General features: G+C 42.8%; 23 protein-coding genes. 7 read left to right on the forward strand and 16 right to left on the reverse strand.

From position 1 onward, the window contains the following. Positions 1 to 156 precede the first annotated feature (156 nt). The 4 genes from BY457_RS14585 to BY457_RS14600 are packed head-to-tail and all read left to right on the forward strand — an operon-like array spanning position 157 to position 1,830. Positions 157 to 465 carry a nucleotidyltransferase family protein gene (locus BY457_RS14585; protein ID WP_106154069.1) on the forward strand — a complete coding sequence of 103 codons (309 nt, stop codon included), beginning with the start codon at positions 157 to 159 and terminating at the stop codon, positions 463 to 465. Then, complete coding sequence (locus BY457_RS14590; RefSeq protein WP_106154070.1) at positions 455 to 772, forward strand: HepT-like ribonuclease domain-containing protein; 318 nt, start codon at positions 455 to 457, stop codon at positions 770 to 772. The genes BY457_RS14585 and BY457_RS14590 overlap by 11 nt, the downstream gene beginning before the upstream one ends. After that, positions 769 to 1,092 carry a hypothetical protein gene (locus tag BY457_RS14595; protein ID WP_146130992.1) on the forward strand — a complete coding sequence of 108 codons (324 nt, stop codon included), beginning with the start codon at positions 769 to 771 and terminating at the stop codon, positions 1,090 to 1,092. Before BY457_RS14590 ends, BY457_RS14595 begins: the two co-directional genes overlap by 4 nt. A 48-nt stretch (positions 1,093 to 1,140) precedes the next feature. Next, positions 1,141 to 1,830 (forward strand): outer membrane beta-barrel protein, encoded by a 690-nt coding sequence (locus tag BY457_RS14600; RefSeq protein WP_106154072.1) that lies wholly within the window; start codon positions 1,141 to 1,143, stop codon positions 1,828 to 1,830. Between the two features lie 156 nt (positions 1,831 to 1,986). Here the strand turns inward: BY457_RS14600 and BY457_RS14605 are convergent, their stop codons facing one another. Next, entirely contained in the window at positions 1,987 to 2,724 is a 738-nt protein-coding gene (locus BY457_RS14605; RefSeq protein ID WP_106154073.1) for a superoxide dismutase, read from the reverse strand. A 153-nt stretch (positions 2,725 to 2,877) separates the two neighbouring features. Continuing rightward, a complete protein-coding gene (locus BY457_RS14610; RefSeq protein WP_258176753.1) occupies positions 2,878 to 4,077 on the reverse strand; it encodes a cation:proton antiporter in 1,200 nt (399 codons plus the stop codon). Positions 4,078 to 4,369: 292 nt separating this feature from the next. Here BY457_RS14610 and BY457_RS14615 point away from each other — a divergent pair, with 292 nt between their 5' ends. The 3 genes from BY457_RS14615 to BY457_RS14625 all read left to right on the forward strand — a co-directional run bounded on the left by BY457_RS14615 (position 4,370) and on the right by BY457_RS14625 (position 7,399). Beyond that, positions 4,370 to 5,992: a DUF4139 domain-containing protein gene (locus tag BY457_RS14615; protein WP_106154074.1), complete on the forward strand. Its 1,623-nt coding sequence runs from the start codon at positions 4,370 to 4,372 to the stop codon at positions 5,990 to 5,992. A 171-nt stretch (positions 5,993 to 6,163) separates the two neighbouring features. Further along, the gene (locus BY457_RS14620) at positions 6,164 to 6,469 is read left to right on the forward strand and encodes a hypothetical protein (protein WP_106154075.1); all 306 of its coding nucleotides are present in this window, start codon (positions 6,164 to 6,166) and stop codon (positions 6,467 to 6,469) included. Positions 6,470 to 6,475: 6 nt separating this feature from the next. Next, complete coding sequence (locus BY457_RS14625) at positions 6,476 to 7,399, forward strand: ketopantoate reductase family protein (protein WP_106154076.1); 924 nt, start codon at positions 6,476 to 6,478, stop codon at positions 7,397 to 7,399. An 8-nt stretch (positions 7,400 to 7,407) separates the two neighbouring features. Here BY457_RS14625 and BY457_RS14630 read toward each other — a convergent pair whose 3' ends face one another. The 14 genes from BY457_RS14630 to BY457_RS14690 form a co-directional block, all read right to left on the reverse strand. Beyond that, complete coding sequence (locus BY457_RS14630; RefSeq protein WP_146130993.1) at positions 7,408 to 7,983, reverse strand: hypothetical protein; 576 nt, start codon at positions 7,981 to 7,983, stop codon at positions 7,408 to 7,410. Positions 7,984 to 8,224: 241 nt separating this feature from the next. After that, a complete protein-coding gene (hydG, locus tag BY457_RS14635; RefSeq protein WP_106154078.1) occupies positions 8,225 to 9,658 on the reverse strand; it encodes a [FeFe] hydrogenase H-cluster radical SAM maturase HydG in 1,434 nt (477 codons plus the stop codon). A 508-nt stretch (positions 9,659 to 10,166) separates the two neighbouring features. Further along, positions 10,167 to 10,640 (reverse strand): NADH-quinone oxidoreductase subunit NuoE family protein, encoded by a 474-nt coding sequence (locus BY457_RS14640; RefSeq protein WP_106154079.1) that lies wholly within the window; start codon positions 10,638 to 10,640, stop codon positions 10,167 to 10,169. A gap of 54 nt (positions 10,641 to 10,694) precedes the next feature. After that, a complete protein-coding gene (locus tag BY457_RS14645; RefSeq protein WP_106154080.1) occupies positions 10,695 to 12,464 on the reverse strand; it encodes an NADH-dependent [FeFe] hydrogenase, group A6 in 1,770 nt (589 codons plus the stop codon). 35 nt (positions 12,465 to 12,499) lie between these two features. Then, the gene (locus BY457_RS14650; protein WP_106154081.1) at positions 12,500 to 14,293 is read right to left on the reverse strand and encodes an NADH-quinone oxidoreductase subunit NuoF; all 1,794 of its coding nucleotides are present in this window, start codon (positions 14,291 to 14,293) and stop codon (positions 12,500 to 12,502) included. A 150-nt stretch (positions 14,294 to 14,443) separates the two neighbouring features. After that, the gene (locus BY457_RS19045; protein ID WP_181256497.1) at positions 14,444 to 14,587 is read right to left on the reverse strand and encodes a hypothetical protein; all 144 of its coding nucleotides are present in this window, start codon (positions 14,585 to 14,587) and stop codon (positions 14,444 to 14,446) included. A 7-nt stretch (positions 14,588 to 14,594) separates the two neighbouring features. Next, positions 14,595 to 14,993 (reverse strand): (2Fe-2S) ferredoxin domain-containing protein, encoded by a 399-nt coding sequence (locus tag BY457_RS14655; protein WP_106154082.1) that lies wholly within the window; start codon positions 14,991 to 14,993, stop codon positions 14,595 to 14,597. Next, a complete protein-coding gene (locus BY457_RS14660; RefSeq protein ID WP_181256498.1) occupies positions 14,990 to 15,535 on the reverse strand; it encodes an ATP-binding protein in 546 nt (181 codons plus the stop codon). The genes BY457_RS14655 and BY457_RS14660 overlap by 4 nt, the downstream gene beginning before the upstream one ends. A 9-nt stretch (positions 15,536 to 15,544) precedes the next feature. Further along, the gene (locus tag BY457_RS14665; RefSeq protein WP_106154151.1) at positions 15,545 to 16,297 is read right to left on the reverse strand and encodes a PHP domain-containing protein; all 753 of its coding nucleotides are present in this window, start codon (positions 16,295 to 16,297) and stop codon (positions 15,545 to 15,547) included. 5 nt (positions 16,298 to 16,302) lie between these two features. After that, positions 16,303 to 16,638: a DRTGG domain-containing protein gene (locus BY457_RS14670; RefSeq protein ID WP_106154084.1), complete on the reverse strand. Its 336-nt coding sequence runs from the start codon at positions 16,636 to 16,638 to the stop codon at positions 16,303 to 16,305. A 36-nt stretch (positions 16,639 to 16,674) separates the two neighbouring features. After that, positions 16,675 to 18,063, reverse strand: coding sequence for a [Fe-Fe] hydrogenase large subunit C-terminal domain-containing protein (locus tag BY457_RS14675; RefSeq protein ID WP_106154085.1), 1,389 nt, complete (start codon positions 18,061 to 18,063; stop codon positions 16,675 to 16,677). A 9-nt stretch (positions 18,064 to 18,072) separates the two neighbouring features. Next, on the reverse strand, positions 18,073 to 18,486 hold the full coding sequence (locus BY457_RS14680) for an ATP-binding protein (RefSeq protein WP_106154086.1): 414 nt from the start codon (positions 18,484 to 18,486) through the stop codon (positions 18,073 to 18,075). 36 nt (positions 18,487 to 18,522) lie between these two features. Continuing rightward, positions 18,523 to 18,867: a hypothetical protein gene (locus BY457_RS14685; protein ID WP_106154087.1), complete on the reverse strand. Its 345-nt coding sequence runs from the start codon at positions 18,865 to 18,867 to the stop codon at positions 18,523 to 18,525. 256 nt (positions 18,868 to 19,123) lie between these two features. Beyond that, the gene (locus BY457_RS14690; protein WP_106154088.1) at positions 19,124 to 20,317 is read right to left on the reverse strand and encodes a SpoIIE family protein phosphatase; all 1,194 of its coding nucleotides are present in this window, start codon (positions 20,315 to 20,317) and stop codon (positions 19,124 to 19,126) included. Positions 20,318 to 20,402 lie beyond the last annotated feature (85 nt).

Genomic DNA, 20,402 nt, shown 5'->3' on the forward strand with positions numbered 1-20,402 from the left:
TTGAGGGTTTTGTATTACCCAAAACCTTGCTTTCAAGCTGATAAATCCACAGCTGGTCTGAAAGCCACGCCCAGGCGCATATAGCCGGGACGTTGCCTGCAAGCTTAACAAAAACAGCATATTCGACAAATTTCTTAAATTTGAAAGAAAAAACATATGCAACGCATTCTTACCGAAAAGAAAAATGATTTGAAACGTTTATGCGAATTGCTTAACGTAAAACGACTATATGCATTTGGTTCTGCAGTTTCGGGAGAATTCCGAGACGATAGCGACATTGATTTTCTAATTTCATTCGCCGAAAATTTAACCCCAGAAGAATACGCAGATAATTACTTCTCGCTTCATTACAAACTAAGAGAACTTTTTAACCGAGAAATTGACATAGTAACTGAAAGAACCTTGTCAAATCCCTATTTTATTGAAAGCGTCAATGAATCAAAAGAATTAATCTATGAAGCGTGAAATAAAAAAATATCTCTATGATATTAAAACTTCCATTGACTCGATTGAAGATTATTTAGATGGCAAAAGGGATTTCTTTGAATACCAAAACAATAAGCTACTTCGTCGTGGCATTGAGCGAGAATTAGAAATAATTGGCGAAGCAATGAATCGCGCTTTGAAAATTGACCCCGAATTAAATATTGAAAATGCCAGGCAAATTGTTGATACAAGAAACTGGGTTATTCATGGATATGATAAAGTAGATGACGTTGTAATTTGGGCAATAATTTCAAAACATCTTCCCAAATTAAAAAACAGAAATTGAAAACTTATTTAAATTCTATGGCAGGTGATTGTGAGGACTATTCAATAATGATGGCTGCCTGCATAAAAGCTGTTGGAGGAAAAACCAGGATTGTTTGGGTCAAAGAGCATGCTTTCCCCATTCTTTTGGTAGCAAGTGACAAGCATGAATATAATCTGAAAGTCAAACCGCTTCTTAACCTTTTATTTACAGATATCTACGAAGAAGATTTCGGAGTTGTTCAAAATGAGGAAGGAATATGGTTAAACTTTGACTACACAAAGAGTTATCCAGGAGGACCATTTCTGAATAAAGAAGTAATAAAACTCATCAAAATATAATCGATTTTCCGTGGAATAATTAATACCAATCCCTAATTCAAAAAAGCAATGAAGAAAACCGTATTAATAGTATTATTATCACTTTCAAGCCTGAATCTTTTCTCACAACTAAATAAAGGAAAGACAGTTGTATCATTAGATGGAAATTATTTAAAAACCAACACTGAAAATGGTGTCACATCAAATTATAATGCGTCACAAGTTAAAAATTTAAACCTTGGAGCGTCAGTTGGGTATTTTATAGCCGACCGAATTGAATTGGGAATAGGACTTAACTATTATTGGGAAAAAGAGTCCAGAACCAACAAATTGATGATCACAGATTTCTATCAGGCTGAAGTGATGGATTTAAAATCAAATGGTTTTTTGCCGCATATTTATCTGGGATATTATTATCCAATTGTTAACAGGCTCTACCTTAGTGGAAAACTAAAATTTGGATACGGTAAAATAAAATCTGAATATAGCACACTCATTGCGGGTAGATCCAATACTCCATCAGAATCTTCGTATTCCCCTCCCCCTTATACGACAATGTCGAAAGACACTTACGAAGTTGATTTATTCAATGCTGAAATCATACCGGAACTGACTTGGTTCATTTCTCCCAAAGTTGGTCTCTCTCTTGGGTTGGGAGGAGTAAAACACACAATGATTGATTGGGAAACAGATAATTCCAGTTGGTCCGTTAATTTCGATCCGGCATATTGGAACTTTGGGTTCAAAATAAGATTATAATTCGCCAATAACACAGGCCTACCCCCAACCACAAAAAGCACTTGATTATCACAAACAAAACCACAACATTATAAAAAAGAAAAGGTTAAAAGAAACCTGTTAATCACATCGTTTCTTTTAACCTCTATATCTTTTTAAGAATAGAAAAAAGTCACATTATCCCTTCCATTCTCCTTTATTGGCCTTCTCCCAACGTTTGCTTACCGTTTTCCAATCCACTACATTCCAGAAATTGTCCACATAAGTGCCACGCATATTCTGATACTTCAGGTAATAAGCATGCTCCCAAACATCCAGCGCAAGTAGTGGAATACCGTTCTCAGAAACAACATCCATCAAAGGATTGTCCTGATTAGGCGTGGAGGTTACTTTCAATTTTTTATTGCCATCGAGATAGAGCCAAGCCCAACCACTGCCAAATTGGGTCTTTGCAGCATCTGAAAATTCCTTTTTAAACTCATCCATCGAACCGAAATCCTTAACCAAAGCATTCAGCAGGCGGGCCGATGGCTCACCTCCATCGGGAGACATATTTTCCCAAAACAACCGGTGATTGTAGTAACCACCACCATTATTACGGACAGATTCGCTGTGCCCGGATACATTAGCAAAAATCTGATGCATTGCCGTAGTTTCCATCTCGGTCCCCTCGATGGCTTTCATAAACTTACCATAATAACCACGATGGTGCTTATCGTAATGCAACTCCATCGTTTGCGCATCAATATATGGCTCCAACGCATCGTAAGCATATCCCAGTTCGGGAAATTTATGACCATCAATGGTCGCGGCTGCTGAAGCAGTTGCTCCGTTATTGTTACTTTTTTTCCCTGTGGGGACACAGGCACCTACAGCTGCCATACCCACGAGTGATAAAAAATGACGTCGTTCCATATTCCGTAGTTTTTAGATTTCAAAAAGTTGATTGTAGTAATAAAAACACGTAGCGAATAAAAATGTTTGATTCTCGGTCAGGTTTTAAAAAACTTAAGTTATTCAACAGCTTCAATTTCCGTGCGCTATTAGATGCTTAAACATCAGCTCAATTCATTTTTTCTGAATTTGGGCCTTGCGATGTTCATCCTCAATCTCTCCGGCATTTTTCAAAGATAGTTTCGATATCACCGGGCCAAATAACTCATGAATAATTGCGGTACCGATAACAACCGTCATTATTAAGGTAGAAAAAGCATTAAAAGCCTCCTCTTTGGAAACCAGCAAAGCCAGGCCTATCACAATGCCACCTTGGGGCAACAACCCACCGGCAGTGTATTTTTTTACCTGTTTGGGAATCGAAAGATACGATGATGAGGTCCAGATACCTGTATATTTACCCAACAACCGGGCTGCTATAAACAACAGAATCAACATTGAATTTCCCGAGAGTAAAGAAATATCGAGATGGAGCCCTGACAAAGTAAAAAAGATCACAAAAATGAGCTCTTCGGTATATCGCTCAATAAGACCAAATATTTCATCTTTTTGCTTGTTATAGTTAATAACTACCACTCCAAGTGCCAATGTAGATAGCAACTCGTCAACTCCAATGTATGTTGCCGTACCGTAACAGGCAACTAATATTCCCAGAATCAAAACAATCAGTGCCCCATCAGTCTCCTTCTTAAAAAATGAAGAAAGCCTGTTTAATAAAAATCCAAAAGCCGCACCCAACAACACAGCAACACCTATCTCATAGAACAGATGCCCCATCGAATCAAGCATTGAAGTATCTCCATCTCCCAGGAGCACCTTTGCTGATGCCAGTGAAAGAGTGAATAAAATGATGCCCATAATATCATCAAATGCTGCAATGCCTAAAACAGATGAGCTGACAGGCCCGCTGGCTTTGTATTCTTCAATAACTGCCAACGTTGCCGAGGGATCTGTAGGAGCTGCAAGTGAAGCCAGCAACATACTGAAAGCCAAAGCCAGATAAATAGAATCAAAAAGATTAAAAACATACTGAACCGTCAGAAACGTCAGTAAAAAAACAAACAAATAGGCCAGCAAAGATTCAGCCAGCGTCATAATCAGGTAATTCTTTCCTTCCTTCCTGATTTTATCGAAAGAGAGCGATCCTCCTATATGGAAAGTGATTACGGCCAATGAAATATTAACCAGCGGATCCCCGGTTTCGATAAAACTATGGGGAACAATACCCAGAACCTGTGGATTGAGCAGAATACCTGCTATGATATAACCTGATATCTTAGGCAGAGAAATTCGGGCTGCCAACTCCCCCAGCAAAAAACCGGAAAAATAATGATTCCTGTAATTAATAATAAACTCATGAAACTGAATTTTAATAATCTGAATTCAACCCTGCATTTCCAAAAGACTTGCAAATTTTTCCTAAGGAAAATATCATTTAAGTATAAAAGTACCGAAGAAAATTTGATACACACAAACTACATGTATTAAAATACAATTGGTCATTGAATGATTGGATGAAAACCGAAAGGATAAAAAACAATTTATGATAAAATAATTACGGCACAATAAATGTATATTTGAACATAAAACATAACCTTCTTTTCGTATGAAGACAATATTCGTATTGATTACACTGTTGAGCTTTTCTGTGATACAGGCTCAGGAACAAAAAGAGATATCATCAGAGATATCCGATGTGGTGGTTTACTTAAAAGGTGCTCAGGTTACCCGGACAGCAAATATTTCTGTTGGCTCAGGTAAATCAACACTCCTGTTCAAAGGTTTAACCCCTCGTCTCAATTCCAACAGTTTGCAGGTTGCTGCCGGAAATGGAATTACCATTCTTTCAGTGAATCACAGCATCGATTATCTGGAATCCCAAAAATCGGATGCTCTGGCCCAAAAACTGGTCAACCGAAGAGATGAACTCCAGGACAGTATTTCACTCAACAAGAACACCCGGCAGATCTACATCAAGGAACGGGAAATGTTAATCAGCAATCAGTCTATTGGTGGACAACAGACTGGTGTTAATGTGGAACAACTTATCAGAGCGACCGATTTTTTCCGTCAACGCCTTACGGAAATTGAAAAAACTCTGTTTGAAAATAACAGAACAACTCTTGAAATGCAAAGACGTCTGGATAAAATTAATCGCCAGCTGAACGAGTTGAATGCCCGGGACGACCAGCCCACAAGCACCATCAAAGTAACTATTTCAACCAACCGCCCCGTTAGTGCCCCGGTTGAGCTTACCTACACCGTTCATGATGCACGCTGGCAGCCATTTTACGATATCCGCGTAAAGGATACCGATGAGCCGGTAACGTTGGTTTACAAAGCCAAGGTTTTTCAAAGCACCGATGAAAACTGGCACAACGTAAATCTGACACTCTCCACAGGCAACCCCACCATCAGCAACTACAAGCCGGAATTGCAACCCTGGTTTTTATATCCTGCACCTGTACGAATGCCGGAGGTAATGGAAACCATGAGCATTGTTGAAGACGATGTAGAACTTAATGAAGAATTGGTAATTGAAGACAAGGAAGAAGCCAGGCCCATACGCATCAGAGGTGTGTCCTCTCTTGGAAAACAAAACGTCACCACCGTTCAGCAACAAACAACAACAGCTTTTGAAATCCAAATTCCCTACACGATTCCTTCTGATAATCAGGGATACGACGTAGCCGTTTCGGATCATCAGGTGAAAGCAGATTTCCAATACGCAACAGTGCCCAAACGCTCCCCTCACGTTTACCTGATGGCGCATATTTCGGACTGGAGTGAACTAAACCTGCTGCCCGGGCAGGCCAACATCTATTTCGATCAGACCTATCAAGGCAAAACGGTGCTGAACCCCTACTCTTCTGAGGACACTCTTAACCTTTCCGTAGGAAGAGATCCGGGCATTATCATGGAGCGGGAACTTCAAAAAGATTTTTCATCAAAATCCTTTTTTGGCAATAATGCCAAAGAGACCAAAGCATGGAAAATTACAGTGCGAAATAGCAAAAACACCAAAGCAACTGTAATGGTGGAGGATCAATATCCTGTGTCCACCAACAGCGACATCAAGGTGGAACTGGAAGAAAATAGCGGTGCCAAAGTAAATCCAGTAACCGGGATGCTCAACTGGACGCTGCATCTGGCCCCTGGAGAAACCAAAGAATTACAGTTCATTTATACGGTTCGATACCCTAAAGAGATGGACCTGATTATCGAATAAACAGTTCATTATAAAACAATTAATCAAACAAAAGATATTGTCTCTCAACCAAAAAGAACAAACAGGAGACAATATCTTTTTTATACTCTCCTTCCTGAATACTCAATCCACCACTTTATTATTGAGGTTTTGCTGCACATTTTGTAGATTCGCTTATCTAAAAACGAACAAATGAAAAAAATACTAATTATTACAGTCATTGCCATGTTCACAGCATGTGCCACCAGAGACATTCATGACATTGAAGAAGGAATGGCCTCGAAAGAAGTTGTTGATATAGCCGGTGAACCCACCGAGAAAGTAGAAATGCCACTGGACATTGAATGGTGGGTGTATGAAGAAGATAAGGTGTTGTTAATATTTAAAAACGATACCGTCACCAATGTAACCTCCGAAAAGGAGATTGAAGAGTCACTGAAAGACTTTGAAAAAGGAATGGAAGACATCCAAAAAGAGATTGAAGAACTTACAAAATAGAGATTAATGAAGATTCTGATTGTTGGAACCGGCGGTGTGGGTGGCTACTTTGGCGGTCGTCTTGCGCAGGCAGGACATAGTGTGACCTTTATTGCCCGCGGAGCTCACAAGGAAGCCATGGAAAAAAATGGACTCGAAGTACAAAGCATCAATAGCGATTTCTCAGTGACAAAAGTCAATGTCACTGAGAAAATAAGTGAGGCAGAAGTACCCGATCTGGTCATCATTTCAGTCAAAGCATGGCAGGTAAAAGATATTGCGCAACAATTAAAATCTGTAATCGGACAAAGCACCATGGTACTCCCTTTACAAAACGGAGTTTTGGCCAGTGACGAACTCAAAGAGTATTTGCCTGAAAAGAATGTACTCTCCGGTCTTTGCCGCATTATCAGCAAAATAGAAGGTCCCGGAAAGATTAATCATCTGGCTGTCGATCCCACCATCGTATTTGGCGAATGCGACAACAGCAAAACCGACCGTGTTTATGCCTTGGAGAAGGTTTTTAACGACAGCGGGTTTAAAGGCAGAGTAGCCAACGATATTCAGTCAGACTTATGGAAGAAGTTCATCTCTATCTGTGTTAGTGCCTGGCTCGCGGTTACAAGATCCACTTACGGAGAGGTCAGAGCGCAGCCGGAAACCCGTAAAGTAATGCGCGATTTGTTTGATGAAGTAACCGAACTGGCTCACAAAAAAGGCATCAATATTGAGTCGGATTTTGTGGACAAAACCATGGCCTTTATCGACACTTTTCCTCCGGAATCAACCTCATCGCTAACGAGGGACGTTTGGGAAGGAAAGCCTTCTGAACTGGAATATCAGAACGGAAGCGTGGTAAAACTTGCGGATGAAATCGGATTAGATGTCCCCGTCAACCGGTTTATCTATTACTCGCTGATTTTGATGGAAAAGAAAGCAAGGAAGAAATAAACTTATTGTTATTTGGCCAATGGGAACTCCATTCTTCCGCCGGTTTCAATATATTTTCTCCGGTCATACCCCATCAGACCTTGTTCATCAGCCTCCAACTTCAACTGATTGTAGCGCCTGGATTCTTTGGTCATTTTATTAATCTGCTGTTCCGACATCCATTCGATGTTTAGTCCCATGGGGATGGAGTCACGGGTAATCAAAGGAGAATATACTTCAGCGGAATCGCCTTTTTTTCCCGCTTTTTGCTGATAATAAGCAGAAAGCTTTTCAACATTTCCAGAAAGCATCTCAAAGTCTTCAGCGGACACATCAACTTTTGCAACCTCTCCCTCATGCCACACAAGCAATTGATAATCCTGATTATCGGGAATCAGAACACCTTGTTCAAATAAGGAATCAGGCACATCCGAAAACAAAAGATAATCAAGTTTCTCTATCAAATCGATGGTATCGCCTACCACAGGATGAAGTACAACTGGTTGCTGCGATTTTAAAGGCAGGGCAAAAAGCACGAAGACTAAAAAAAGAAATGCTGCACAACTCTTATTTATAGAGCCAAAGTGGTTAGTTTCAGGTTTCATAAGCATAAAATTTAAAATACTGACCCCAGAATTCCGGGACTCATAGTACAAACATAAAATTAATTATTAATGCCTTACTCACAATATTTGTGTTTGTTTGGCAAAATATTGTTCAATAATTTAAGGAAAAATGGCTACGCCATTTCTTGTTTTGGGTTCACGAATTTTTCGAATTACACAAATTAAAAACCTGTTTTACAGCATCTTTAAAACGGCATAGCTATTTTAAGTCTCACCTCATTTAGAAGTACAAATCCCGTTCCCCTTTTTTCACTCTCTCCAACCGATCAATCAATTTTTCACGGAACTGGTCATCTTTGTACTCTTTCAAATTTTCAGCAATTAACTTATATCCCTTTTCACGGGTTTCTGCAGGTGCATAATCTTCCAGATATTCAGCCATGGTAAGCATGGCATTTGGTTGGCAAAAACGCTTAATAAACCCGGGAACCGAGAACTCCATAAAGTGTTCGCCGGTGCGTTTCAGACGGTAACAGGCAGTACAAAATGAAGGCAAATAGCCATGTCCCAGCAATTCCTCCATAACCTCATTCAAGGTTCTATTATCTCCAATGGTAAACTGCTCATGATCCAAATCCTGCTGATCCTTTCGGGAGGAATAACCTTTCATTTCAATATTGGTTCCTCCATCAATCTGCGATACACCAAACTGAAGCACCTCATCCCGAATATGTGCAGGCTCACGAGCCGTAAGAATCAGACCGGTGTAGGGTACTGCCAACCGAAGAATAGCCACCAAACGCGTGAATTCCTCATCACTGACCTCAAATTCAGGTTTCACATCAAACCCTGAAGCCTGCTTTAGCCGCGGAAATGAAATGGTATGCGGTCCCACATTGTAAACAGCCTCAAAGTGATTGACGTGCCTCAACAAGCCCAGCACCTCAAACCGCCAATCATAAAGCCCCAGCAAAGCCCCAATCCCCACATCGTCGATACCCGCTTCCTGAGCACGATCCAATGCTGTAATGCGCCAGTCATAGTCTCGTTTTTTCCCTCCCAGATGTACTTTCAAATAGGCATTGCGGTCATAAGTTTCCTGAAACACCTGATAAGTCCCGATTCCGGCATCTTTCACTACTTTAAAACCCTCTATATCCATCGGGGCAGCATTGATATTGACACGCCGTATTTCCCCGTTGCCCTTCTTCACGCTATATACATTGCGCACCGTTTCAGCAATAAAATCTGCATCGTATTTAGGGTGTTCTCCATAAACCAATATCAAACGTTTATGACCTGAATCTTCAAGCATCTCAACCTCCGCCTTAATTTCTTCGGAAGAGAGTGTTATGCGCTTCTGTTTCTTATTATCGGTCCGGAAACCACAATACGCACAGTTATTGATACAAAGGTTTCCGATGTAGAGCGGTGCAAAAAGGACAATTCGTTTTCCGTAAACCCGTTCTTTCAATTCGCGGGCCCCGTTTTTAATCTCTTCGATCAGATCAAGGGTATTGGCATTAATCAGAACAGCAGTCTCCTCGAGCGACAAGCGGTGCTTATCCAGTGATCGCGCAATTACCTCACGAACTCTCTCAGGAGATGGATTTTCATTTCGTTTCAAAATCTCCCAGATCTCCTCAGAATCTATAAAATTCTGCATGGGAAGATCTTCTAACTTATATTTCTGCGGATGATATATTACGGACATAACATAACCTTTAGGCTTTAAAGGTACGATGAAAGAGCTGTTATCGGAAAGGTTTTACAGATTTTTTACAGAAACGTCGGATTGGCATATAGCACTTCTGCTTTACATGTCAAAGAATCCGCCGTCCCTGCAATCTAGTGGATTCATGACTTAGGGTTTATCCATAAAGTCCAACTTCTGCGTTGTTGTTCAAAATATAAATCCTCAAATACATTAGTATTCTCCAGTTTAGATTTTTCACACGCCTTGAATTTGAACTTTCTATTTCAAACACGTCAAAAACGCTTAGTTTATGGACAGGCACTATTTAGTGCGCGTCTATAAAGTCGGGAAAATTTGTAAAAAGCCATGTGCCTGGTCAGAAAGTGCCAATTGCAAGGCTTGCGACCGCGTGCCGCCTAAAGCTTTAGCGGTGGCGCAAGCCGCCAAAAACGGAGTTTACATGGGTAAATGAGTATTTTGGCGGCAAGCGTAACGACGCAATTGGTACTTTATGGACAGACATTATTTAATATTCTCCAAGAATTCCTTTTACATCTTCGGGAGACACACGTCCGTAAACCCGCTCACCAATGGTAACCACGGGAGCAAGGCCACAAGCCCCGACGCAACGCAGGCAGCTGAGAGAAAACTTTCCATCAGGAGTGGTTTCACCCACTTTCACATCCAGATGCCGTTTAAATTCATCAAGGACTTTTTCAGCGCCTCGCACATAACAGGCGGTCCCCATGCAGATGGATATCGGATGTTTTCCTTTGGGCAGCATGGAGAAAAAGGAATAAAAGGTGACCACACCATAAACATGAGCAACCGAAACATTCATCTCTTCTGCCACGATCTCCTGAATTTCAGCAGGCAGGTAGCCAAACATTCCTTGTGCACCATGCAACACATTAATTAACTCACCGGGTTCATTATTGAATTTGGCGCACAAATCTTTCAATTCCTGAACTTTATTTTCGGGTATTTTTACTTTTGCCATAACTCTTTTCAATTAACAATGACCAATTACCAATTATCAACTCGCCGTCAAAGACTATTCGATCTCAGCTTTTTTCTTACGATTGAAATAATGCGTATGCAGCAACTCATGCGACAAATCACTCATTGGTTTACCCAGGAATTCTTTGTACAGCTCCTGAATAAACGGATTCTCATGTGACTTCCGAATGGGCTTACCCTTATCTTCTTCATAAATGGCCCGCTGACGTTTCTTCAAAACATCCACATTTCCATGATGATATGGTTGTCCACCACCACCGATACATCCTCCTGGACAGGCCATTATTTCAATGGCATGAAACTCCGACTTTCCGGACTTGACTTCCTCCAGCAGTTTTCTGGCATTTCCTAATCCGTGGGCAATCCCGATATTCAGTTTAAGTCCGTCAAAATCAACGGTTGCTTTACGGGACCCTTCCATACCCCTAAGCTCCTTGAAGTCAACTCTTTCCAGATGTTTGCCTGTGTGCAATTCATAGGCTGTACGTACTGCAGCCTCGATAACCCCGCCGGTAGTTCCGAATATGACTCCGGCCCCTGTGGATTCTCCCAGCGGCTGATCAAAATCATCATCCGGCAAGGCGGCAAAATCCAGGTTGGCATTCCGGATCAACTGAGCAAGTTCCCGTGTAGAAATAGAAACATTCACATCCGGATCCCCATTCACAGAAAACTCTTCGCGTGTGCACTCATATTTCTTGGCCAGACATGGCATTACCGATACCACTACCAGGTCTTCCCGCTTCTTATTCATTTTTTTTGCAAAGTATGATTTGGCGATGGAGCCAAACATTTGCTGGGGCGATTTGGCCGTAGATGGCACATCCATCATCTCCGGAAACTGATGCTCAAAGAATTTCACCCAGCCAGGGCAGCAGCTGGTCAGAATCGGTAACTTAACCTCTTTATCTCCATTCAGATGCCTGTTGAGACGATCCAGCAATTCAGTACCTTCTTCCATAATGGTAAGATCGGCAGCAAAATCAGTCTCAAACACATAATCAAATCCAAGTTTTCGCAGAGCTGATACCATTTTTCCTGTTACCAGGGTTCCCGCCTCCATTCCAAACGACTCGCCCAATGCTGCACGCACTGCAGGAGCTGTTTGCACTACCACTGTTTTGGTGGGATCCACCAGTGCCTCAATTACCTTCCATGTATAATCGCGCTCTGTAAGTGCGCCTGTAGGACAGACAGCCACACACTGGCCGCAATAGGTACATACCGAATGATCCAGATCCATCTCAAAAGCCGGTGCAACAACCGATTCGAAGCCACGATTTACAGCCGACAATACACCAACTGTCTGCACTTCGTTACAGGCGGTTTCGCAACGGCGACACATGATGCACTTATCCATCTCACGAATGATGGCCGGGGATTGGTCGCCTTTGTAATGCGATTGCTCTCCGGTATAATGAATTTCACGAATACCCAGATTCTGAGCCAGATCCTGCAATTCACACTCTCCTGACTTGGCACAGGTCAGACACTCGGCAGGATGGTCAGACAAAATCAGTTCTACCACCGTCCGTCGGGCATTGACCACCCGCACGGTATGTGTATGAACTTCCATTCCTTCCGTACATTCAGTTTTGCAGGCAGGAGCCAAATTTCTCCGCCCCTCCACTTCAACAACGCAGACCCGGCAACCGCCCGGTTTATTCTCAAAATTCATGTCATCCATCTTCATGTAACACAAAGATGGAATTTTGATGCCAATGGATTTAGCAGCCTCCAACAAGGTGGTCCCTTTTTCCACCACCACCGGTTTATCGTCTATAGTTAATTTCACTAAGTTCATAAGTCATTGTTTTTTTTGAAAGTTTCTGACCCGATTTATTGAATACTGATGGCACCAAACTTACATTTATCCATACAAGCGCCACACTTAATACAAATGGAAGTATCGATAAAATGCGGCATCTTTTTATCGCCTGAAATGGCATCCACCGGACAAACACGGGCGCACAATGTACAACCGGTACAAAGCTTCGGATTGATAACATACTGCATCAATGCACGGCACTGACCGGCCGGACACTTACTCTCCTTCACGTGAGCCTCATACTCTTCAGGAAAATTATCCATAGTGGAAAGCACAGGGTTCGGCGATGTCTGTCCCAACCCACACAGAGCAGTATCTTTAATCACGTTGGCCAAATTACGCAAACGGGTCAGATCACCTTCATCCCCTTTACCAAGAGTGATTTTCTCAAGCAGTTCGTAAAGTCGCTTGTTACCTACACGGCAAGGGGTACATTTTCCACAACTCTCTTCAACGGTAAAATCCAGATAAAATTTGGCTACCGAAACCATACAATCGTCCTCATCCATCACAATCATACCTCCGGATCCCATCATGGAACCGCTGGCAATCAAACTGTCGTAATCGATGGGCAGGTCCAGGTGATTTTCCGTCAGACACCCACCTGAGGGACCTCCGGTCTGTACAGCCTTAAACTTCTTGCCACCTTTGATGCCTCCGCCAATATCAAATATCACCTCACGCAAAGTAGTCCCCATAGGTACTTCAATCAATCCCACATTATTCACTTTTCCTGCCAATGCAAACACTTTGGTTCCCGGACTCTTCTCTGTTCCAATTTTTCTGAACCAATCAGCACCTTTAAGAAAAATCGCCGGTATATTGGCAAAAGTCTCCACGTTGTTTACGTTGGTCGGCTTTCCTTTGTATCCACTAACCGACGGGAACGGCGGTTTCACCGTGGGTTCTCCGCGCAATCCTTCCATCGAATGAATCAATGCTGTCTCCTCGCCACAAACAAAAGCCCCTGCTCCGTAGCGGATTTCCACATCAAAATTAAACCCGGCTCCAAAAATATCTTTTCCAAGCAGCCCATAATCCCTGGCCTGATCAATGGCAATCTTCAACCGTTTAATGGCCAGCGGATACTCTGCCCGAATATAAATCAATCCGGTATCGGCGCCAATGCAATATCCGCAAATGGCCATGGCCTCCAGAACCGAATGCGGGTCGCCTTCAAGAATCGACCGATCCATAAAAGCTCCGGGATCTCCCTCATCGGCATTACAAACCACATACTTCTGTTCCGATTCCGACTGCAGGGTTATTTCCCATTTCAACCCCGTAGGAAACCCCCCTCCGCCACGTCCACGAAGACCGGAGTCTTTTACCACCTTTATGGACTCTTCGGGGGTCATTTCATCCAAAATGGTTCCCAAAGCACTGTAACCATCCCGGGCAATGTATTCATCTATATTTTCCGGATTGATAAAACCGCAGTTTCTCAAAGCAATGCGAATCTGCTTTTTGTAAAAATCCATGTGTTTGGAATCGCTCACATGCTCCTTTGTTTCCGGATCCACATAAAGCAAGCGTTCCACCTTCCGTCCTTTTATCAAATGCTCAAGCACCAAGTCTTCAGCATCATCAGGAGTCACATGAACATAAAAAGTGTTATCCGGAACCATTTTTACCACTGGTCCCTTTTCGCAAAACCCGAAACAACCGGTTCGTACCACCTGTACGTCGTTTTCCAGATTGTTTTCATCAATCGATCGCTTTAGATTGACGGCAATGGCTTCGCTTTCAGAGGCCCGGCAACCGGTACCTCCACAAACAAGAATATGATTTTTGAATTTGGCCATAGCTATTATTTTAAAACCATACAAGGTATTTAATATGTAAGTAAATAGTTGTTAGTCAGAAGGCAGTAGTTGTTTCTTCTGATGACTACTTGCGCTGAAACTAACTAGTGTTTGTCTATAAAGTCCAACTTCTGCGTTGTTGCTCAAAATCTAAATCATCCTTTCTTCCGGGAGTAATGACCTACCATAACAAAGAACCATTTCCCTAAGGATGTATAATTTATCTACGTTATTGGTCTGATTGAACCCGAATGCAGGAACATCTATATGTTCTCTTCTGGCAATCGTTGTCATGCTCGTTTCATTTATCATCAATCGTTTCGTAGCTGTCGGGTATTATTCCGTCCACCAACTCGCCGTTTTTGATGTATTTCTCAATAATTTCTGATGCTTTTTTTGTATTTACATGACCAAAAACCACAGGTTTCTCCCCCGGTAAAGTAACTTCAATGGTAGGTTCGGCATAGCAATACCCCATACATCCTGTCTGCGTTACTACCGCATCAACAGCCTGACTATCCAGTTCATCAATCATATAATTCATGGTTTCCCTGGCTCCGGAAGCAATCCCACAGGTTGCCATCGACACTTTTATTTGAACCATACTTTCAGGATGGTCACTTTTTTCTCGCAGGCTGATTTTTCCCTTGAGCTCGTCCCTCATTTTTTTGAGGTCCTGTAGATTTTTAACTTTGCTCATAACTCATTGGATTTAATATACTTTATCTCTTCTTTAATCATATTTCTAACAAAAACACCCACCTTCGGGTGTGAAATGGGAACCCCTTCCAGCACCTCTTTTATTTCGTCGGATGAAATTTCAAAATCAGTCTGATTCCTTTTCATGCGAATTACAAAATTGATCTCCGGATGACCGGTCATCAACAGTGCCAGCGTGGAGGCGAGATCTCCCTCCGGAACGCAATCGATGTGTCCGGTATCAAACAAAGCCGTCACACCGGTACCTTTACCCGGCTTAGAATCAATCTCAATCCGACCTCCCGTTTGTTCCGCATTCATTTTAAGAAAAGGAAGCCCCAGACCGACTTTTCTCGATGAGCGTGAGGTCGTATAGGGATCTGTAATCCGTCCCACTGTTTGCTCATCCATTCCGCAACCGTTGTCCCGGATGGCCATCTGCAACATCCTGTCAGTGTATAACAACTCCACCTCCACCCGGTCGGCACCGGCTTTTACAGAGTTTTCTGCTATATCAAGTATGTGCATCGATAAATCCTTCATCTCATTCTTTTACAGCTTTAGTATTTCAGGAACCACCTCACGTCCGTCAACCCCGCCTAAAGCCTTTTTAAATTCCTCAATGCCGGTATCTTGCATTCTCAACCGGGTCATATTCATCCCCAACCTCTCCGGATGATGCGCATCAGAACCGGTAATCAATGGTTTTATCTTTGCCCAGCCATATTTCTCAATCATCTCCAAAGTCACATTAGGACTTATCTCGAGCGCATCGGCGGCGATATCAGGAGGCACAAATCCAAGCTGACTGCTCAGACTGTTTCCCGGCCGGTCTATGTGCGCCGGAACAAAAACGCCCCCCAGCCGGTGAACCTCTTCATAACATTGATCCAGACTCCGATCCAGCGCTGCGATAAGCAACCATGGTTCCTCACCCAGAATATTCTCCTCTTCATCCACCCAGACCTGATCCCCAAAATAGTCAGGGTTGTTCTTAATTTTCACCAACCACCGGTCCAGCCATTTCTGCAATTCATCCAATGGCTCAAACTCATCAAAGTATGCCAGGCAATGCACCTCCTCCCGGGTGTTAAGCTCTGCACCACCCCAAACGGCAATTCCGGCCTTACGTCCCATCTCCATTACCACCCTGCACTGACGGGTTGAGTTGTGATCGGTTATGGCCATTATGTCAATGTGCTTTTGTTTTGCTTCCGAAATAATCCGTGCCGGACTCATATCCAGACTTCCACAAGGTGAAAGAACCGTGTGGACATGCAAATCGGCACGATATTCCTGCAACATACCTTTCATTTCTTTATCAATCCATACAGCCTGCCTGCAAGTTCAAAGGTCTCCATTTCAGTTCCCAAAACCGGAACATCCTCTTCGTTGCTTTGCTCCAGCATATCCTCATCAGGTTTCAATCCCTTCACCAGAATAACTGCCGCCACCTCCTTCAAAGAAGCAACGGCCATCACATTTTTGTGGGTTTGAAGAGTTGCCCAGACATCTCCCTCAGAGGCATTTCCCATCACATCACTCAACAAATCGGAGACATAACCACCGGTCACCTCCCGGCTTAGTCCCTTTTCTCCTCCAAAAACGGACAGCCCCAAACTCTTAATAACATCATTTACAGTCATACAATTCTTCTTTAATGTTAGCACGATCCGGGCAAATCACTCTTCTATATTGGCCTCATCTGCCGCCCCTTTTTTCTTACAATCCTTATCCAACCGGTTTTTGCCCCATATCTTCTCAATGATTTTAAGTGCGTGCTCCCCGCTCAACTTACTGTGTTTCTCCATCATTCGTTGAATAAAAACACATGCTGACAACTGGGCTTCTCTTCGCACGATATCCTCGGCCAGACTCTGGCAATTTGGAGCTCCGCATGCCGCGCAATCAATACCCGGCAAAAAACACATCAGATGACGTACCTGCTGCATCTTACGCATTGCTTCCCCCATATCTTCATCCAACGCCATCATGGAACGAGGCTCCAGCAAACCTATATCCAGATTATTAGACATAAAATGTGTATAAGCCTTTATATCTCCCGGAATATCGGCCACACCTTCAAATCGGCCGGCTCTTTTGTTCAGTCGCTCAGTGGTCAAAAACCGATTGCCTCCCACCAGGACACCTCCGGCACAACTCTGGTCACATGCTCTGAGTTCTAAAAAATCGACCCCTTCAATTTCATCATGCTCCAGTTTTTCAAGAAATTCAATGACGTTATGAATCTCATCAATAGCGAGGCATCTGCCTTCCATGCGTGATGCTTCACCGCCGGTAAGACTGTATTTTATAGATCCCGGACTCAGCAATGGCAACATTTCGCCGGGAGAAATACTACTGGTCTCGTGTCTGGATTTTATACGTTTGTAGATTTTATTGTAGATAAACTGCATATTTATGACCCCATCGATGGGAGATTGCTCTTCGCCAACAGGGCTTTTTACGGCGGCAATTTTTGCAGCGCACGGAGTTATGTAAAAGATGCCGATATCATCGGGGTGAATGCCCTCATCTTCCAATCTTTTCCGAAAATATACTGCAGAAGCATCAATGGGAGGTTTGATACGCATTACCTGATCAAGCAGTGAAGGAAATTTTATCTGAATCAATCGGACGATTGCCGGGCAAAAAGAGGAGATAACAGGTTTATCCTCCATCTCACGGGCCGTTTCGACCATCGAGCGGGAAATAATCCCTGCAGTATGTTCAGTCTGAAAAACATGAGTAAAGCCCAACTCCCGCATCACAGAAAAAATTTCTGCCTCGGTTACCTTCTCAGGAAACTGTCCGATAAGAACAGCAGGGACAAGAGCAACCCGACATTTGTATTGAAAAATTTTATCAAAATCGTCCTGCTCCACATAGAAAGCATCTACCGGACAAGCACGCATGCACTCTCCGCAATCCACACACCAATCCGGCCTGATGGTTGCGACACCATCCCGGATGCGAATTGCGGCTGTGGGACAAACATTCATACAGTGCGTACAACCGAAACACTTGTCCCCATCAACCTTTAATGCATGATAAAACCCGCTTTCGACCATTAAAACCTTCTATTTCAACAATGTTGTAATTTCTACCGTGGTGCCTTTTCCCACCTCGCTCTTTATATTCAGTAAATCAGCATTTTTCTTCATATTCGGCAATCCCATTCCGGCACCAAACCCCATTTCTCTCACTGCCTGAGAGGCCGTAGAATATCCTTCCTGCATAGCCTGTCCAATATCCGGAATTCCGGGCCCTTCATCTTCAATGGTAACAAAAATGCGATCGGGATCGATATCTACATAAATGCATCCATTCCAGGCATGGGCTACTACATTAACCTCTCCTTCATAAAGGGCCACCACCAGTTTTTTTATGGTGGCGGGCGGTACATTTAGCTGTTTCAATATTTTCTTTACGGCACTACTGGCATTTCCCGCTTTCGAAAAATTGCCTCCCTCTATTTCATATTTAAACTTCATCCGCTGATGATTTTTTTTAATCCTGAACCACAACAATCAATAGACAGGCTTCAATCCGGCCTCATGCAACCTTGCAATAGCTCCAAACATGGAATAGCGACACTCTATCAACACCATCTCATGTTCCTTCGCTATAGCAATCATTGGTGGTAGTACCTTCTTATTCCTGACAAATACAATGCATTCAATATCTGCAACTTCAGCGGTCCTAATTGTCTGTAAATTGTTTAACCCCGTAACCAAAACCAGTTGGTCTGTATCCAACGTGAGCACATCACTCATCAGATCACTTGCGAATCCCCACACCACTTCTTTTTCCAGAAACTGTTCGCCACAAACAAGTTCTCCCTCTAAAATCTCAAGTAATCTGTTTATTTCCATCTACTTATAATCATTTAAAAAACTGATCAACAAGAGTATAGCCACCCTTATTTTGATTAAAGATTTTTTTCAATAATTAATACACGAAACTACAATTTTTAAGGAATTTAAAAAATAAAAAAAGACACACTTTGTAATATATATCCGGTCTAAATTACTGTAGCAATGAAAAGTATAAGGGATGTAAATTTGAAAAGAAAGACAAATAAGTCGAACTCTCATTAAAGATTTTTTAACAAATCCATCTGGCTCAATCTCACATATATTCCAGATCAATCTCTTTCAGGAATTTTTCCTCCAGCAGATGTACAATCCGTTTGATCACCGTTCGGCGAATTTCCAGCTCCACTGGCAAGTTCGGATCCTGGTGGGCCACATTGATACGGGTACCATTCAGCACATGAATCCGGTCACTCTCCAGCAGCATTCGAATAATCTGATCGGCAGGCCCGTTGCCCAGCCGGGTGTCGCGATGGTAATGTTCCAGAATGCGAGCCACTTTTCCTAAAGTCAGAATACCCTCAGTTACAAGATGAATACCCTCCACATAGGATACCGGAGGCAATTCAGGGTCTGAAGATTCCATTCCGGCGTCAAATTTCAGCGCCAGCTCCCGGGCCACCAATTCGGCAGTTGTACCTCCGGCAATTATCTTTTTCCCATTGAAACGCTGAACCTTCAAAGCAAAGTCAAGATCGTGACGTTCATCAAAAGGGGGCCCCGATACCAGCAGTAATTTCCGGGGTTCCCTGAAATAAATCACCCCGCAGGACGTATCGTCTTTAGGACTTTCTCCATCATGAAGAGCAGCCATATTTGCAATTTTCCGGGACATTTTGGCTGCCGAAATAAAAGGTTCATTACCCAAAACCTTCATTACATACTCCACAGCACCCTCTCTTCCCCAACCAAACGGAAATGAACGGGTTCCCATACCTGATTGAATAATTCCGTCCGTCCAGAACACAATCCGGTCCTCTTTTTGAGCCAAATAACTACAGGTCCGAATTACTTTTCCCTTATGTTGGTCCGATTCAAGTTCCAGATTTTCCCATCCCGGATCAAATTCCCGATTATTCCGAAGCACCAGACAAGAAGGGTTATCATATTCCACAATGGTTGTTTGACCATTGTCCTCCATATCCACAATGGTGAAAGTGGAGTAACTGATTTTACGAATGGAACAAACCGGCAGGGTATCCATAATTATCTCAGCAGTCTTCCTGACTTCCCGGTGCTCTATGGTAAAATTTATGGCCATGGAAGCCGTCAGAGATGCCAGTACATTGGCTTTAATACCGGAGCCCATTCCATCGGACAACACCACAATGGTTCTTCCCTCCTCACGCACTCTTCTGGAAAGAAAAACATCACCACAAATAGCCTCCCCCACGTGATCACGCTGTTCACAAAAAATGTCCAGATAAATATTTTGCTCTGGTAGATGCATGCCAAATAGATTCGTTTTACTTATTTAGAGTCTGATAATAAATACACTATCACGACTTTATACACAGGCACTATTTAGTGTCACC

It is taken from the genome of Marinilabilia salmonicolor (assembly GCF_003003035.1).
Taxonomy (GTDB): domain Bacteria; phylum Bacteroidota; class Bacteroidia; order Bacteroidales; family Marinilabiliaceae; genus Marinilabilia; species Marinilabilia salmonicolor_A.